This window comes from Duganella sp. BJB1802 (assembly GCF_013369445.1).
GTDB lineage: Bacteria > Pseudomonadota > Gammaproteobacteria > Burkholderiales > Burkholderiaceae_D > Rugamonas > Rugamonas vulcania_A.
The window spans coordinates 23,533-37,063 of record NZ_JABWEF010000006.1; the positions used below are offsets into that span (position 1 = coordinate 23,533).

The window sequence follows — 13,531 nt, forward strand, 5'->3', positions numbered from 1 at the left end:
TGCAATGAACATCGAAGCCGTTGAAATCCTGATCGTCGGCGCCGGTCCTGCGGGATCCGTGGCCGCCGCGCTGCTGCGGCAGCAGGGACGCCAGGTGCTGGTGATCGAGCGCGAACAGTTCCCGCGCTTCTCCATCGGCGAGAGCCTGCTGCCGCAAAGTATGGCCTACCTGGAGCAGGCCGGCATGTTGCAGGCCGTGGTCGAAGCGGGCTTCCAGTTCAAGAACGGCGCGGCGTTCATGCGCAACGGCTGCTATACCGATTTCGATTTTCGCGACAAGCACTCGGCGGGGTGGGGCACCACCTACCAGGTGCAGCGCGCTGTCTTCGATCATGTGCTGGCCAAGGAAGCGGAGCGCTTTGGCGCCGAGGTGCGCTATCGTCATGAAGTGCTGGATATTGAATTGGGCAAGGACGGCGCGCCCGCGCTGGTCACGGTCAAGGGCGAGGATGGCGCGCAGTACCAGGTACGCGCCGGCTTCATTCTCGACGCCAGCGGTTTTGGCCGCATCCTGCCGCGCCTCCTGAAGCTGGAGACGCCGTCCAACTTCCCGGTGCGCGGCGCGATCTTCACCCACATCGAAGACGGCATCCACGGCGGCGGTTTCGATCGCACCAAGATCCGCGTGACCGTACATCCGAAGCATTGCAACGTGTGGTTCTGGACCATCCCGTTCGCCGGCGGCCGCTGCTCGCTGGGCGTGGTGGCGGAGACCAGCTTCCTTGACACCTACCAGGGCAGCGCCACCGAGCGCCTGCAAGCCATCGTGGCGGAGGAGCCGTCGCTGTCGGCGTTGCTGGAGAACGCCAAGTGGGATACCCCGGCACGCCAGATCGTCGGCTACTCGGCCAACGTCGACAAGCTGTGGGGCGAGGGCTACGCCCTGCTGGGCAACGCGGGCGAGTTCCTCGATCCGGTGTTCTCATCGGGCGTGACCATCGCCTTCAAGTCGGCCAGCCTGGCCGCGGCCGCGCTGCAACGCCAGTTCGCCGGCGAGCCGGTGGACTGGCAGGCCGACTTCGGCGCGCCGTTGCGCAAGGGTGTGGACACCTTCCGCGCCTTTGTCGAGTCGTGGTATGCCGGCGGCTTCCAGACCATCATCTTCCACGACAAGCAGCAGCCGGAAGTGCGGCGCATGATCTCGGCGATCCTGGCCGGCTATGCCTGGGACCTGACCAATCCCTTCGTTAAGGAGACGCCGCGCCGGCTGGCGGCGCTGGAGGCCTTGTGCTCACAGGGTTGATGCGCCGCGCACCGCTGCTGGCGGCCTTGCTGCTGGCCGCCTGCGCCACCACGCGGCCACCGCAGGCCCGCCTGGGCCTGAAGCTGGCGCCGGCGGCGCTGGGCACGTCGATCAGCGTGCAGCAGCATTTGAAGGTGGAGCGCAACGGCCGCACCGATGATCTCGACGTCGCGCTGCAGGTGGAGCCGGACGCGATCGACGTCGTCGGCCTGGCGTTCAGCCAGCGTGTGCTGACGTTGCACTACGACGGCAAGGAACTGACCTCGTGGCGGCATGTGATGCTGCCGTCGCAGGTGCGCGCCGAGGATGTGCTGGAAGACATGCAGCTGACCCTGTGGCCGGCCGAGGCAATCGCCGCCGCGCTGCCGCAGGGCTGGCGCATCGCCGAGCAGGGCGCCCACCGCACCTTGTTCCTGGACGAGCAACCGATCATGCAGATCTCCTACAGCGGCACGCCGCGCTGGAGCGGCACCGTGGTGCTGGATAATCTGCGGTATCACTACAAGTTGACGATACAGTTTGCCGTGCCCACCGACTGAGACCGACGAATGCTGAATTTTTATCTGAACGCTTGCGGCATTGTGTGCGCGATGGGGGACAACCCGGCGCAGGTGAAGGCGCGCCTTTATGCGGGCGAGACCGGCGTGGCGGCGACCGACAGCTGTTCGCCTGGCCGCGAGCTGCCGCTGGGCCGCGTGAGGACGGAGCTGCCGTCCGTGGCGCACCTGCCACCGTCGCAGCGCAGCCGCAACAACGCGCTGGCGCTGGCGGCGCTGGCGCAGATCCGTCCCCAGGTGGATGCTGCCATCGCGCGCTACGGCGCCGACCGCGTCGGCGTGGTGCTCGGCACCAGCACCTCCGGCATCGGCGAGACGGAGCTGGCCATCGCCCGCCAGGTGGCCGACGGCGCGCTGCCGCCGGACTTCCATTACGGCCACCAGGAGATGGGATCGCCCGCCGAAATGCTGGCCTGGGAATTGGGCTTGGCCGGTCCGGCCTATGTGCATTCCAGCGCGTGCTCGTCGAGCGCCAAGGCGATGGCCGGCGCCGCGCGGCTGATCAAGATGGGCTTGTGCGACGCGGTGCTGACCGGCGGCGCCGATTCGCTGTGCGCCTTCACGGTGGCCGGCTTCGGCGCGCTGGATTCGGTCAGCGCGGCGCAGTGCAATCCGATGAGCGCCAACCGCGACGGCATCAACATCGGCGAGGGCGCGGCGCTGTTCCTGATGAGCGGCGAACCCGCCACGGTGGCCTTACTGGGCTGGGGCGAATCGTCGGACGGCCACCACATGTCGGCGCCCGACCCGGCCGGCGTGGGCGCGCGGCTGGCGATGACGCAGGCGCTGGAACGCGCCGGCGTCACGGCGGCGCAAATCGATTACATCAACATGCACGGCACGGCGACGCGGCAGAACGACGCGATGGAGTCGGGCGCGATCGCGGCCTTGTTCGGCCTCGAAGTGCCGGTCAGTTCCACCAAGCCGTTCACCGGCCATACGCTGGGCGCGGCGGCCGCGATCGAAGCGGCGCTGTGCTGGCTCGCCATGCAGGACGATAACCCGCAGGGCCGCTTGCCGCCGCACCTGTGGGACGGCGTGGCCGATCCGGCGCTGCCGGCGCTGAACCTGGTGGCGCGCGGCGCGGCGCTGGGCCGTCCGCTGCGCCATGTGTTGAGCAGCTCATTCGCTTTCGGCGGCTCCAACGCGGCGCTGCTGCTGGGGAGGACAGCATGACGATGCCCGACGTGCGTGAACTGGTGCCGCATTCCGGCCGGATGGTGCTGCTCGACCGCGTGCTGAGTGCGGACGACGACAACCTGTGCGCGGAAGTGCGTATCCACGCCGGCAGCATGCTCGCTGGCGAAGAGGGCGTCGGCGCCTGGGTCGGCATCGAATACATGGCGCAGGCGATTGCCGCGCATGCCGGCTGGCTGGCCTTGCAACGCGGCGAGGCGGTCAAGGTGGGCTTCTTGCTTGGATCGCGCAAGTATGCGTCCAGCGTGCCGCTGTTCGCCACGGGCAGCGTGCTGCTGGTGCATGTGCAGCGGGTGCTGCAAGGTGAAAACGGCTTGGGCGCGTTCGACTGCCGCATCGACGTCGCCGGTGGCGCAAGCGCGGTGGCGACGGCCACGGTGACGGTGTTCCAGCCGGATAATGTCAATCAATTTCTCAAAGATGGAAACGCAGTATGAATCAGAATAAGTCCATGAGCGTGCTGGTGACGGGGTCGTCGCGCGGCATCGGTAAGGCGATTGCGCTGCGCCTCGCGCGCGACGGCTACGACGTGGTGCTGCATTGCCGCAGCCAGCGCGCCGAGGCCGACGCGGTCGCCCAGCAGATCGCGGAAATGGGCCGCGCGGTACGCGTGCTGCAGTTCGATATCGGCGACCGCGCCGCCACCGCCGCCGCGCTGGAGGCGGACATCGGGCAGCATGGCTGTTACTACGGCGTGGTGTGCAACGCAGGTGTCGCGCGCGACAACGCCTTCCCGGCGATGTCCGGCGAGGATTGGGACATCGTGCTGAAGACGAACCTGGACGGCTTCTACAACGTGCTCAATCCGCTGGTGATGCCGCTGGTCCAACGCCGCAAGCCGGGTCGCATAGTCACGCTGGCGTCGGTGTCGGGATTGATCGGCAATCGTGGGCAGGTCAACTACAGCGCGGCCAAGGCCGGCATCATCGGCGCCACCAAGGCGCTGGCGCTGGAGCTGGCCAAGCGTGCCATCACCGTCAACTGCGTGGCGCCTGGATTGATCGAGACCGACATGACCAGCGAGGTGCCGATGGAGGAAGCGCTGAAGATGATACCTGCGCGCCGCGTCGGCAAGCCGGAGGAGGTGGCGGCCGCCGTCAGCTTCCTGATCGGCGAGGAGGCGGGCTACATCACGCGCCAGGTCATTTCCGTCAACGGTGGCCTGGCATGAGCCGCCGCGTCGCCGTCACCGGCATGGCCGGCATCAGCCCGATCGGCAACGACTGGGCCGCGATCCGCGATCGCCTGGGCCAGTACCGCAACGCCGTCGTGCGGATGGCGGACTGGGAGGACTACGAGGGCCTGAACACGCGCCTCGGCGCGCCCGCCGCGCCGTTCTCGCTGACCGAGCGTTATAACCGCAAGGCGATTCGCAGCATGGGCCGGGTCGCGCTGATGGCCACGCGCGCCAGCGAACTGGCGCTGGCCGATGCGGGATTGCTGGAGCACCCGCTGCTCAAGAGCGGCGACATGGGCGTGTCCTTCGGTTCCTCGGCGGGCACGCCCAGCGCCATCGGCGATTTCGGCCGCATGATGGAGGAGCGCACCACCAAGGGCATCAACGCGACCACCTACATCAAGATGATGGCGCATACGGCGCCGGTGAATATCGGCGTCTTCTTCGGCATCACCGGCCGCGTGATCACCACGTCCAGCGCCTGCACCTCCGGCAGCCAGGGCATAGGCTACGCCTACGAGGCTATCCGCGGCGGCAAGCAGCTGGCGATGGTGGCCGGCGGCGCAGAGGAGCTGTGCGCCACCGAGGCGGCGGTGTTCGACACGCTGTTCGCCACCAGCACCCGCAACGACGCCGGCCACACCACGCCACGTCCGTTCGACGGCGGCCGCGACGGCCTGGTGATCGGCGAGGGTGCCGGTTGCCTGATCCTGGAAGACCTGGATCACGCGCAGGCGCGCGGCGCCACGATCCACGCGGAGCTGGTCGGCTTTGGCACCAACAGCGACGGTTGCCACGTCACCCAGCCCAACGCGGCCACCATGCAGAAGGCGATGCGGCTGGCCCTGGAGGACGCCGGCTTGCAGGCGTCGGACATCGGCTACATCAACGCGCACGGCACCGGCACCCACCAGGGCGACATCGCCGAGTCGCAGGCGACGCTGGCGGTGTTCGGCGATCGGACGCCTATCAGTTCCCTCAAGAGCTACATGGGCCACACGCTGGGCGCGTGCGGCGCGCTGGAAGCCTGGATCAGCATCGAGATGATGCGCGAGGGCTGGTTTGCGCCGACCATCAACCTGGATGCAATCGATCCGGCGTGCGCTGCGCTGGACTACATCGCCGGCGAAGGCCGGCAACTGCAATGCGAGTACGTGATGTCGAATAACTTCGCTTTCGGCGGCATTAACACGTCGCTGATTTTCAAACGGTACGTCAAATAGGAACCCGATAATGAAGAAACTGCATTCTGTGATGGCACTGCTGGTATTGGCCGCCGCGCCGCTGTGCGCCTCGGCCGCCGACAAGATGGTCCTGCTGCCGATCGCCGGCGCCATGGCCGCCAACAACGCGCAACAGCGCCTGGACGTCGGCGTCAAGTTCTACTTCGCCGACCAGCCTACGCCGAAGGTGCAGACCAAGATCACCAGCGACAGGACCAGCCTGCGCACCAATGGCTTCGGCAAGTCGGCCGAGAAGGCCTGCAACTGGGTGTTCCTGTCGGCGATGCTGTCGCTGCAGAAGCGCGCGCAGGAAGTGGGCGCCGATGGCGTGGTCAACATCGTCAGCAATTTCAATGACAAGGAAATGGCCAGCCAGACCGAGTTCGAATGTGCGGACGGCGCCATCATGGCCGGCGTCGCGCTCAAGGGCGACTTCGTCAAGTTCGCCAAATAATCCGGTGCCAACGCACCTCACTGTTTTACCAACCCATCGAAAGATAGCCATGAATAAGAACTTCCGTAACGCCGTGCTGGTAGCCGCCATCGGTGGCGCGCTGTTGACGACCGGCTGCGCGACCAGGATCAAGGCCAGCAGCGCCCAGAATCCTCCACCTAAGGAAGCTTTCGCCACCTATGGCCGCATCGAAATCAAACCCGTCGTGTTCAAGGCAGGTTACGTTGGCGACGCCTCCGGCCTGGCCAAGATCGACGAGAACTTCCGCGCCGACCTGGCGGAATCGCTGGCACGCTGGAACCAGCGTCCCGCCAACGGCCGCACGCTGGTGATCGAGCCGGTGATCGACGAGCTGTCGTTCAAGCATGGCGCAAAGCGCGTGCTGCTGGGGCCTTTGGCCGGCAGCTCGGGTGTGCTGATGCACGTGGCTATCCACGATGCCAGCGGCGCCGTGGTCGCCAACCCGGAGTTCTTCCAGCGTGCCGACGCGATGGGTGCGGGCTTCACCTTCGGCGCGCATGACAACCTGATGCTGACGCGCGTCGGCAAGCTCGCCGCCGGCTATGTGATGGCCAACTACGACACGCCTGTTGGCGGCCCGACCGGCGCCGACGACAAGGCGGTGGCCCGCTAATGACAGTCGCCGCCTCGCTCTGGATGGCCGACATCGACGGCATGGCGGACGAGGATCTGCCGCGCCTGCGCGATTGGTTGTCCGCGAGCGAGCTGGCGCGCTGTGGGCGGTTTGTGCGCGTCCAGCGGCAACGCCAGTTTGTCGCGGGACGGATCTTGTTGCGCATGGCGCTGGGCTCCTTGCAGGGCGTGGCGCCGCGCGATGTCGAGCTGGAGGACCGGCCCGGCGCGGCGCCTTTGCTGAAGGCGCCCGTGCTGCGTGGCCCGGCGCCGGGCTTCAGCATCGCGCACAGCGGCCGCTGGGTGGCTTGCGCCGTCAGCGCGCAGACGGCGCTGGGACTGGATATCGAAATGCGCGATCCGCAGCGCGATCTGGCGGCGTTGGCCGCGCAGGCCTTCGATGCGGACGAGATGGCGCAGTGGATGGCGTTGGACGAGGCGCGCCGCGTCGTCGGCTTTTACAGTTTGTGGAGCGGGAAGGAAGCGCGCTTCAAGCTGGGGGACGCGGCGCAGGCGCATCGCGTCGATCTGCCGCATGAGGAATTGTCGGTGGTGTTGTGCAGCGCCTTGCCGCTGACGGAGCTGCCGCGGATAAAACTGGTGACGCTGCCGTGATCACTGCCACAGCCAGCCCCACAGGCCTGGCAGGTGCTGCTTGACGCTCGCGTCATCGACGGTGCTCGCCAGCGCGGCGCGCTCCAGTTCCGCGCGGTCGTCGTAGAACGGCTTGGCGGCCAGCGGCATGTCGAGTTCGTGCGCGACGTCGAGCAGGATCTCCAGGTATTCCTGGATGTGGCGCGAGGTGTAGGTGTTCACGTCGTGGAAGGTGACCACCACTGGCGTGCTGCCGTCGACCACGGGCATGGCGCCGGCGGCCCAGCGTTTTCGGGTCTCGGCCAGGTGGGTGAGCATGTTGGAGCGCTTGTGCCAGCTGAAGTTGACGCCGTAGATCTTGCCGTCGTTGGCATTCAGGTCGGTCAGCAGCATACGCATGCCGTGCTGGTGGTAGGACTCCAGCGTGCCGGCATCGTAGGCCCAGAACGGCGGGCGCACCAGCTTGGGCGCGACGCCGGTGATGGCGGTCAGGTCGTCGACGCCGCGCTGCATCGATTCGTCCAGCGTGGCGCGGCTCATGAAGCGGTGGTTGGAGTGGAAGGTGGTGGCGCTGTGCAGCGCGACCACGTGGCCTTCGTCGTATTCGCGGCGTATCAGGCCGCGCCCGACCTCCGTGCCGCCGCCATGCCAGGCGCGGGTCTGGGTGAAGAAGACGGCCTTGATGTGGTCTTGCAGCGGATTGCTGGCCAGCGTTTCGAGGATATGCACGGTCGGATTGCCGCTGTCGGCGGCGGCTGGGCCGTCGTCGAAGGTCAGCAGGAAGCGTATCGGCGCGGGTGGCGTGTCCTGGGCCATGGCGCAGGGGCTCGGCATCATCGAGCAGAGTACAAGCAGCAGGCGGAAAAGATGGTTGGACACGGACAGTCGGCATGGCGTACGGAACAGGACGAATATTGTACGAGTTTTTTGCCGGTGGGGTCGCAGTATTGGGAATTTGTAAACTATGGAACAACAAAGGGTTTTATGAGCGCCAACCTGGATGTATTACAGCCACCAGCGGATCCGCATGTGCCGGAGACGGCGTTCGGCAAGTGGTTCCTACGCACCGAGACGTGGACCGTGCATGTGCTGGAGCGCGCGCTGGTGGACTTGCAGCGCCTGATGCCGGCGGACCAGCCGCGCAGTTTCGAGGTGGTGGCGGATGTGGGCTGCGGCTTTGGCCGCTCGCTCGGCAAGCTGCACCGGCGCTACGCGCCACGGCGCCTGATCGGCATGGACATCGATCCCGACATGCTGCGCGAGTCGGCCAGGGAAGCGGCGGCATTGAAGATCGACGCCGAGTTTATCTGCTGCTCCAGCTCCAACATCAAATTGGAAGACAGCTCGGTGGACCTGCTGTTCTGCCACCAGACCTTCCACCACCTGATCGATCAGGAACGCGCCATCGCGGAGTTTTACCGCGTGCTGAAGCCGGGCGGCGTGCTGCTGTTCGCCGAGTCGACCAAGCGCTATATCCATTCGTGGATCATCCGCGCGCTGTTCCGCCATCCGATGGATGTGCAGAAGACCGCGCCGGAATACCTGGCGATGGTGCGCGACGCCGGGTTCTCGGTGCCGGACAGCGCGGTTTCCTATCCCTTCCTGTGGTGGAGCCGCGAGGACCTGGGCCTGGTGGAGACGGCGCTGCGCATCAAGCCGCCCGCCGTGCGGGAGGAAACGCTGATTAACCTGGTCGCGGTCAAGCCGCGACCGAGTTAATCCCCGGCTTACTCGTCCAGGCTCCAGACGTACTGCATTTTGGTCCACGATTGCTGCGGCACGCCGTCCACGGTGCCGGGCTTGAAGCGGCACAGCCCCAGCCCGACCTGCGCGGCGCGGTCCAGCTCACGGAAGCCGCTGGATTTCTCCACTTTCGAATCGGCCACCCGGCCGTCGGTGCCGATCAGCAGTGACAGCGTGACGGTGCCGGTGTCGCCGTTGCGCAGCGCGGACTTCGGATAGTCCGGCTTTGCGCAGGCCTTGGCGTCCACCACTGCCGGAACCAGCTGCGGCGCGGCTTTCACCACCGTCTTGGCTCCCGGCTCGGCGATGCCCGCCTGCGTCGGCTGGGCCGGCTGCGCCTCGCTCGCCGGACGCGCCGTCACCGGCGGCGGAGTCGATGGCAGCACCGGTGTCTCCACTTGCGGCACGAAGATGTCCGGCGGCGCCAGCTTGGGCAGCGGTACGTCAGGCGGCAGCACTTTCGGCGGCGGCTCGGGCGTAGTGGGCGTCAGGTCGATCACCGCTTCCTTCACCCTGAACACAGTCAGCTTGGAGCCATGCAGGAAGGCGGCCAGCAGCGCCACATGCAACACGGCCACGACAGTCAGGCCGGTGAGATTCTTTTTCTGATGCATATTTGCTCCTTGGTGGTGGTGGGTATTGCTATGTGTTGGAAGTATACTATTCCATGTTATGGCAAAATAAAAGGCGATTTGTGGAATTTTTTACGCCGAACTGCTGTGGTATGCTTCCACCATCGAGTAGTAAATATTCCTGGAGGTAGCAAGTGAAAAAGATACGGGTCATGCTGGCGGACGATCATCCGATCGTGATGACGGGCTTCGCGATGTCGCTGGAAGGGCAGGGGCTGCACGTGGTGGCGCAGGCGCGCACGCCGGAGGAGGCGCTGGAGCAGTACCAGCGCCACAAGCCGGACGTGGCGGTGCTCGATATCCGCTTCGGCGAGCAGTTGACTGGGCTGGACGTGGCCAGGCAGATCCTGGCCCACGCGCCGGACGCGGCCATCGTCTTCCTCAGCCAGTTCGACCAGGACAGCCTGATCAAGGAAACCTACCGCCTCGGCGGCCGCGCCTTCATGACCAAGGACTGCGATCCGGCCGACCTGGCGGCGGCGGTGCGGCGCGCGCACGACGGCGAGTTGTACTTCCTGCCGCACATCGCCGAGCGGCTGGCCAACCTGTCGGTGCGCGGCGACCTGTCGCCGCAGTCGCAGCTGGACGAGCGCGCGCTGGAGATCTTCACGCTGATGGCCGAGGGCCTGACCAACGCGGAGATCGCCGAGAAGCTCGACGTCTCCACCAAGACCATCAGCAACATCAGCCAGGCGGTGAAGGAGAAGCTGGGCGTGCACCGGCCGGCCTACATCACGCGGCTGGCCGTCAAGCACGGCCTGATCGAGCCGTAGCGGATGCGTCTCGACTTCTGGCGCCACTGGAGCGTGCGCGCGCGGCTGCTGTGCGTCACGCTGATCCCGCTGGCCTACATGTTCTGCACCTTCGTCTGGTACGCCTATCATTCGCGCCTGGCCGAGGTGCGCGAGGAGATGGCCGAGCGTGGCCCGCTGGTGGCCAAGGTGCTGGCGCAGAGCAGTGAATTCAGCCTGCTGACGCACCGCTACGATGATCTCAATCTGACCGTCAACGGCCTGCTGCAATCGGACGCCAGCATCGACCGCATCGAGGTGCTGGACGCGCAGCGGCATGCGCTGGTGCAGGCGTTAGCGCCCGCGCCGGGCCGGCCGGATGCCCGCTACTACGAGGCGCCCATCCTCAAGCGCCTGATGTTCGTGACCATGCTGGCGGCCGACGGCAAGCCCTATCGGAAGGACCAGCCGGCCGGCAGCAGCAGCGCGGTCGAGACCATGGGCTATGTGCGGGTGACGATGTCGCCGTCGGCGCTGCTGGTGAAACAGACCCGCCGCTTTTATGTCGAGCTGCTGGTGGCCAGCCTTGGCCTGCTGGTGTGCGCGCTGCTGGCGTGGCAGCTGTCGCAGGGCTTGAACGTCTCGCTGCAGGCGTCGATGCAGGCGCTGCGCGCGGCCGACGCCGAGAAGCGCCGCCTGATCCGCAAGGTCAACACCGCCGTCGAGGATGAGCGCAAGAGCATCGCGCTGGAGATCCACGACGAGTTGAACGCGACGCTGATCGCCGCGCGGCTGGAGGCGCAGCGCATCGTCGACGTCAGCGAGGAGGGCGAGGTGCGCGAGCGCGCGCAGTCGATCATCAAGCTGGCGCTGGGGCTTTACAACAGCGGCCGCACGCTGGTGCGGCGCCTGCGTCCGGAGGTGCTGGACATGCTGGGACTGGACGGCGCGGTGGAGGAGATGGTGCGCCACTACGACCGCGCGCACGCCGGCTGCCGCTACCTGTTCCGCGCCGACGGCGATTTCGCGCGGCTGGAGAGCGGCATCGGCATCTCGGCCTACCGCATCGTGCAGGAGGCCTTGTCCAACATCGCCAAGCACGCGCGCGCGACGCAGGTGACGGTGGCGCTGACGCTGGACGCGGCGGGCCTGCGCATGGAGATCGCCGACAACGGCAGCGGCTACGATGCGGCGCTGGCGTCGGCCGGCATCGGCATCGTCGGCATGCGCGAGCGGGTGGCCGCGTTCGAAGGCCGCATCGACATCGCCACCGCCCTCGGCGCCGGCACCCGCATCGCCATCTTCATCCCGCATGCCGCGCCGGCATCCTGAACGCATGGCTGGATTGATCTGGCGCTAGGTTGTTGCTTGTTGGCATGTTTGTGCGGGGCGGCATGAGGTTATAATCCGTTCAACCTTTCCGTACCACCCATCAGAACGGATGCCGCAGACATGAGCCAGCCCAATCAGTTTTCCCTGTTGACGCAACGCCGCTTCGCGCCGTTTTTCTGGACCCAGTTCCTCGGCGCCTTCAACGACAACCTGTTCAAGACCGCGCTGGTGGTCATGCTGACCTTCGACGCGATGAGCTGGACCACGCTGTCGCCGTCGCTGATCACCAACCTGATCCCCGGCCTGTTCATCCTGCCCTATGTGCTGTTCTCGGCCACCGCCGGCCAGCTGGCCGACAAGTTCGAGAAGTCCGGGCTGACCCGCTTCGTCAAGTGGCTGGAGGTGGCCATCATGTGCATCGCCGGCCTCGGATGGATGACGCACACGCTGTGGCTGCTGGTGACCGCGGTGGTCGGCATGGGCGTGCACTCCACGCTGTTCGGCCCCGTCAAGTACGCCTACCTGCCGCAGCAGCTCAAGCCCGATGAACTCATCGGCGGCAACGGCGTGACCGAGATGGGCACCTTCGTCGGCATCCTGCTGGGCGAGATCCTGGGCGCGGTGCTGGTGGTGCAAAAGCCCAACGGCATCGCCTTCGAGGCCGTCGCCACCATCGCCGTGGCGCTGCTCGGCCTGGTGGCCAGCTACCGCATCCCGCTGGCGCCCGCGCCGGCGCCGGAGCTGAAGGTGAGCTGGAACTTCATCGGCGAATCGTTCCGCAACCTGAGCTTCTCGCGCAAGAACCGCGTGGTGTTCCTGTCCATGCTGGGCAACTCGTGGTTCTGGTTCTACGGCGCGCTGGTGCTGGCGCAGTTCCCGGTCTACGCCAAGGATTACCTGCACGGCGACCACAGCGTGTTCGTGCTGCTTCTGACGGTGTTCTCGCTGGGCGTGGGCAGCGGCTCGCTGCTGTGCGAGCGCCTGTCGGGCCGCAAGGTGGAGATCGGCCTGGTGCCGTTCGGCTCCATCGGCCTGTCGCTGTTCGGCGCCGACCTGTATTTCGCCAGCCACGGCATCGTCGCCGCCACCGGGCCACACCTGGACGCCTTCGCCATGATGGCGCAGCACGGCATGTGGCGCATCCTGTGCGACGTGCTGTTGATCGGCATGTTCGGCGGTTTCTTCATCGTGCCGCTGTTCGCGCTGATCCAGACCCGCTGCGATCCGGCCCACATGTCGCGCACCATCGCCGGCATGAACATCCTCAACGCGCTGTTCATGGTGGCGGCGGCCGGCCTGGCCATCGTGCTGCTGGGGCAGGGCTTCACCATCCCGCAGCTGTTCCTGGTGACGGCGCTGCTCAACGCGGTGGTGGCGCTGTACATCTTCTCGCTGGTGCCGGAGTTCCTGATGCGCTTCCTGGCCTGGATGCTGATCCACACCGTGCACCGCGTGCGACTGATCGACGCCGACCGCATCCCCGACGAGGGCGCGGCGGTGCTGGTGTGTAACCACGTCAGCTACGTCGACGCCATCGTCATCGGCGCGGCCAGCCCGCGCCCGATCCGCTTCGTGATGGACCACCGCATCTTCAAGCTGCCGCTGCTGGGCTGGATCTTCCGCACCGCGCGCGCCATCCCGATCGCGCCGGCCAAGGAAGACCCGTGGCTGATGGAGAAGGCCTATGTCGACATCGCGCAGGCGCTGCACGAGGGCGACCTGGTGTGCATCTTCCCGGAGGGCCGCCTGACCAGCACCGGCGAGATCAATGAGTTCAAGGGTGGCGTGTCGAAGATCGTCGAGCGCTCCAAGGTGCCGGTGATCCCGATGGCGCTGCGCGGGCTGTGGGGCCATCTGCTGAGCCGCAGCGGCGAGAACGTGTTCGGGCGCGCCTTCCGCAGCGGCCTGCGTTCGCGCCTGGCGCTGGCGGTCGGCGCGCCGGTGGCGCCGCAGGACGTCACGCCGGAAGGCTTGAAGGAGCGCGTGCTGGCGCTGCGCGGCGACTGGAAGTAGGC

Annotated in this window: 15 protein-coding genes; 13 read left to right on the top strand and 2 right to left on the bottom strand. The window is 66.6% G+C overall.

Going from position 1 to position 13,531, the window contains the following annotated elements:
- Positions 1 to 4 precede the first annotated feature (4 nt).
- From HUX88_RS11300 to HUX88_RS11340, 9 genes are read left to right on the top strand one after another with little or no spacing between them, the layout of a single operon-like run.
- Positions 5 to 1,243 (top strand): NAD(P)/FAD-dependent oxidoreductase, encoded by a 1,239-nt coding sequence (locus HUX88_RS11300; RefSeq protein ID WP_176361984.1) that lies wholly within the window; start codon positions 5 to 7, stop codon positions 1,241 to 1,243.
- Positions 1,243 to 1,782: a DUF3261 domain-containing protein gene (locus HUX88_RS11305; RefSeq protein ID WP_176361985.1), complete on the top strand. Its 540-nt coding sequence runs from the start codon at positions 1,243 to 1,245 to the stop codon at positions 1,780 to 1,782. The genes HUX88_RS11300 and HUX88_RS11305 overlap by 1 nt, the downstream gene beginning before the upstream one ends.
- Before the next feature lie 9 nt (positions 1,783 to 1,791).
- A complete protein-coding gene (locus HUX88_RS11310) occupies positions 1,792 to 2,976 on the top strand; it encodes a beta-ketoacyl-ACP synthase (RefSeq protein ID WP_176361853.1) in 1,185 nt (394 codons plus the stop codon).
- Positions 2,973 to 3,434: a hotdog family protein gene (locus HUX88_RS11315; RefSeq protein WP_176361854.1), complete on the top strand. Its 462-nt coding sequence runs from the start codon at positions 2,973 to 2,975 to the stop codon at positions 3,432 to 3,434. The genes HUX88_RS11310 and HUX88_RS11315 overlap by 4 nt, the downstream gene beginning before the upstream one ends.
- The gene (gene fabG / locus HUX88_RS11320) at positions 3,431 to 4,168 is read left to right on the top strand and encodes a 3-oxoacyl-ACP reductase FabG (RefSeq protein ID WP_117014975.1); all 738 of its coding nucleotides are present in this window, start codon (positions 3,431 to 3,433) and stop codon (positions 4,166 to 4,168) included. Before HUX88_RS11315 ends, fabG begins: the two co-directional genes overlap by 4 nt.
- Positions 4,165 to 5,397 (top strand): beta-ketoacyl-ACP synthase, encoded by a 1,233-nt coding sequence (locus HUX88_RS11325; RefSeq protein WP_117014976.1) that lies wholly within the window; start codon positions 4,165 to 4,167, stop codon positions 5,395 to 5,397. Before fabG ends, HUX88_RS11325 begins: the two co-directional genes overlap by 4 nt.
- A gap of 10 nt (positions 5,398 to 5,407) precedes the next feature.
- Positions 5,408 to 5,851 (top strand): excinuclease ATPase subunit, encoded by a 444-nt coding sequence (locus HUX88_RS11330; RefSeq protein ID WP_176361855.1) that lies wholly within the window; start codon positions 5,408 to 5,410, stop codon positions 5,849 to 5,851.
- 49 nt (positions 5,852 to 5,900) lie between these two features.
- A complete protein-coding gene (locus tag HUX88_RS11335) occupies positions 5,901 to 6,485 on the top strand; it encodes a hypothetical protein (RefSeq protein WP_176361856.1) in 585 nt (194 codons plus the stop codon).
- Positions 6,485 to 7,099 (top strand): 4'-phosphopantetheinyl transferase superfamily protein, encoded by a 615-nt coding sequence (locus HUX88_RS11340; protein ID WP_176361857.1) that lies wholly within the window; start codon positions 6,485 to 6,487, stop codon positions 7,097 to 7,099. Before HUX88_RS11335 ends, HUX88_RS11340 begins: the two co-directional genes overlap by 1 nt.
- Here HUX88_RS11340 and HUX88_RS11345 read toward each other — a convergent pair whose 3' ends face one another.
- Positions 7,100 to 7,957, bottom strand: a complete 858-nt coding sequence (locus tag HUX88_RS11345) for a polysaccharide deacetylase family protein (protein WP_373886779.1) — start codon at positions 7,955 to 7,957, stop codon at positions 7,100 to 7,102. It abuts the gene before it with no gap.
- 105 nt (positions 7,958 to 8,062) lie between these two features.
- Here HUX88_RS11345 and HUX88_RS11350 point away from each other — a divergent pair, with 105 nt between their 5' ends.
- Complete coding sequence (locus HUX88_RS11350) at positions 8,063 to 8,797, top strand: class I SAM-dependent methyltransferase (protein WP_117014981.1); 735 nt, start codon at positions 8,063 to 8,065, stop codon at positions 8,795 to 8,797.
- A gap of 8 nt (positions 8,798 to 8,805) precedes the next feature.
- Here HUX88_RS11350 and HUX88_RS11355 read toward each other — a convergent pair whose 3' ends face one another.
- A complete protein-coding gene (locus HUX88_RS11355; protein ID WP_176361858.1) occupies positions 8,806 to 9,435 on the bottom strand; it encodes an energy transducer TonB in 630 nt (209 codons plus the stop codon).
- Between the two features lie 152 nt (positions 9,436 to 9,587).
- Here HUX88_RS11355 and HUX88_RS11360 point away from each other — a divergent pair, with 152 nt between their 5' ends.
- The 3 genes from HUX88_RS11360 (at position 9,588) to HUX88_RS11370 (ending at position 13,529) form a co-directional block, all read left to right on the top strand.
- Positions 9,588 to 10,226 carry a response regulator gene (locus tag HUX88_RS11360; RefSeq protein WP_373886780.1) on the top strand — a complete coding sequence of 213 codons (639 nt, stop codon included), beginning with the start codon at positions 9,588 to 9,590 and terminating at the stop codon, positions 10,224 to 10,226.
- A 3-nt stretch (positions 10,227 to 10,229) separates the two neighbouring features.
- Positions 10,230 to 11,516, top strand: coding sequence for an ATP-binding protein (locus HUX88_RS11365; protein ID WP_176361859.1), 1,287 nt, complete (start codon positions 10,230 to 10,232; stop codon positions 11,514 to 11,516).
- Between the two features lie 120 nt (positions 11,517 to 11,636).
- Positions 11,637 to 13,529, top strand: coding sequence for an MFS transporter (locus HUX88_RS11370; protein WP_176361860.1), 1,893 nt, complete (start codon positions 11,637 to 11,639; stop codon positions 13,527 to 13,529).
- Positions 13,530 to 13,531: the final 2 nt, after the last annotated feature.

What these genes read in the sequence shown, in the direction of transcription:
- HUX88_RS11370 (WP_176361860.1), top strand. Translation starts at nt 11,637, where the DNA reads ATGAGCCAGCCCAATCAGTTTTCCCTGTTGACGCAACGCCGCTTCGCG.
- fabG (WP_117014975.1), top strand. Translation starts at nt 3,431, where the DNA reads ATGAATCAGAATAAGTCCATGAGCGTGCTGGTGACGGGGTCGTCGCGC.
- HUX88_RS11305 (WP_176361985.1), top strand. Translation starts at nt 1,243, where the DNA reads ATGCGCCGCGCACCGCTGCTGGCGGCCTTGCTGCTGGCCGCCTGCGCC.
- HUX88_RS11325 (WP_117014976.1), top strand. Translation starts at nt 4,165, where the DNA reads ATGAGCCGCCGCGTCGCCGTCACCGGCATGGCCGGCATCAGCCCGATC.
- HUX88_RS11300 (WP_176361984.1), top strand. Translation starts at nt 5, where the DNA reads ATGAACATCGAAGCCGTTGAAATCCTGATCGTCGGCGCCGGTCCTGCG.
- HUX88_RS11315 (WP_176361854.1), top strand. Translation starts at nt 2,973, where the DNA reads ATGACGATGCCCGACGTGCGTGAACTGGTGCCGCATTCCGGCCGGATG.
- HUX88_RS11340 (WP_176361857.1), top strand. Translation starts at nt 6,485, where the DNA reads ATGACAGTCGCCGCCTCGCTCTGGATGGCCGACATCGACGGCATGGCG.
- HUX88_RS11355 (WP_176361858.1), bottom strand. Translation starts at nt 9,435, where the DNA reads ATGCATCAGAAAAAGAATCTCACCGGCCTGACTGTCGTGGCCGTGTTG.
- HUX88_RS11365 (WP_176361859.1), top strand. Translation starts at nt 10,230, where the DNA reads ATGCGTCTCGACTTCTGGCGCCACTGGAGCGTGCGCGCGCGGCTGCTG.
- HUX88_RS11330 (WP_176361855.1), top strand. Translation starts at nt 5,408, where the DNA reads ATGAAGAAACTGCATTCTGTGATGGCACTGCTGGTATTGGCCGCCGCG.
- HUX88_RS11350 (WP_117014981.1), top strand. Translation starts at nt 8,063, where the DNA reads ATGAGCGCCAACCTGGATGTATTACAGCCACCAGCGGATCCGCATGTG.
- HUX88_RS11335 (WP_176361856.1), top strand. Translation starts at nt 5,901, where the DNA reads ATGAATAAGAACTTCCGTAACGCCGTGCTGGTAGCCGCCATCGGTGGC.
- HUX88_RS11310 (WP_176361853.1), top strand. Translation starts at nt 1,792, where the DNA reads ATGCTGAATTTTTATCTGAACGCTTGCGGCATTGTGTGCGCGATGGGG.